General features: G+C 72.2%; 2 protein-coding genes. One reads left to right on the top strand and one right to left on the bottom strand.

Translation table 11 applies throughout. The annotated features are described in order from the left end of the window. Positions 1–482 precede the first annotated feature (482 nt). Complete coding sequence (locus G7A99_RS19800; RefSeq protein WP_018716380.1) at positions 483–893, top strand: hypothetical protein; 411 nt, start codon at positions 483–485, stop codon at positions 891–893. A 13-nt stretch (positions 894–906) separates the two neighbouring features. Here the strand turns inward: G7A99_RS19800 and G7A99_RS19795 are convergent. Further along, the coding region (locus G7A99_RS19795; RefSeq protein WP_163143476.1) for a hydantoinase B/oxoprolinase family protein at positions 907–1,372 on the bottom strand (466 nt) is incomplete at its 5' end.

Raw genomic sequence — 1,372 nt, 5'->3', positions numbered from 1 at the left:
TCGTGTCGCTCGCTCATCGGCCTTTCCGCAACGAATGGTCCGGGCATTGTGCCGTCGTGCCCGTCGCAGTGCCAGCGTCGACCGGCCCGCTCGACATCGACGCCCGTCGCGGCATCGGCGCCGGGCATGCCGTCACCCTCCGGTTACACTGCCCACGCGCTGGCCTTCGTGTGGTATACGACTGTGTCGGTCATTAGGAGCCTGTTTCAGTAGGCCGCATACGCCGCGGCGCTCGCCTGTGGTTCCGGGGCCAGGATGGGCCGACGCGGTGTGCCCGGCGGTACATAAGGAGGCCCTGACACCGCCCCGGGGCCACAGACGAGCGCCCCACAGGGTTGGGTCTGAGCGCCCACCACGCGGCGTTGCGCGTTCCTTATGTGAAATGACCACACCGCGTCGCACGCGCCTTGCGTGGCGGACGCTCAGACGCAACGCGATGCATGCGGTCTACTGAAACAGGCTCTAAGGATTGCGGGGACGATATGCAGGGTTCCGGGTTCAGGACAGGGCGGCTGCGTCATCCGCGGCTCTGGCGTGCGGGCGCATTCGCGGTGCTCGCGCTGGTGGTATGGCTGTCGCTGACGCCGGCGCCGCCGAGCCCGCCGGTGGGGCTGTCCTGGGACAAGGCCCAGCACGCGCTCGCCTACGCCGTCCTCGCCTGGTGGTTCGCCCAGGCGTGGCGGCGGCGGGTGCCCACCGTGGCGCTGCTGCTGTTCGTGATCGGGCTGGTCCTGGAGGGGCTGCAGGGACTGGGCGGCGAGCGCACGATGTCGCTGGCGGACGCCGCGGCCAACGGCGTCGGGGTAGCCCTCGGACTGGTCATCGTGCGCACGCCCCTCGGCCGGGTGTTCGAGGGCATCGAGACGGGCGCCGCCCGCTGGCGGCGCCCGTGATACGCAGGGAGCGTCACTCCGGCCGGCCGTAGCCCCCGCCGCCGGGGGTGGCGACCACCACCGTGTCGCCGTCGGCCACCTCGGTCCGATCGGTGCCCGCCAGCGCCTCCCGCCGCCCGTCGGCACGCTCCACCCACTGCTCGCCCAGTGCCCCGGGCTCGCCGCCCGCCAGCCCGGGCGGGGCCACCCGCCGGGAGTTGGACAGGATTGCCACGGTCATGGGCTCGCGGAAGCGGATCCGCCGCACCGCGCCGTCACCGCCACGGTGCCGGCCGGCGCCCCCGGAGCCGGCGCGGATGGAGAAGCCCTCCAGCAGCACCGGGAAGCGCCATTCCAGGACCTCGGGGTCGGTGAGGCGGCTGTTGGTCATGTGCGACTGCACCGCGCTCGCGCCGTCGAAGTCCGGGCCCGCGCCGGTACCGCCGCACAGGGTTTCGTAGTGCTGGTAGCGGTCGTTGCCGAAGGTCAGGTTGTTCATG

The organism is Arhodomonas sp. KWT, from assembly GCF_010993615.1.
The sequence above is the reverse complement of the archived record's forward strand: the minus strand, read 5'-3'. Positions and strand labels throughout refer to the sequence as shown.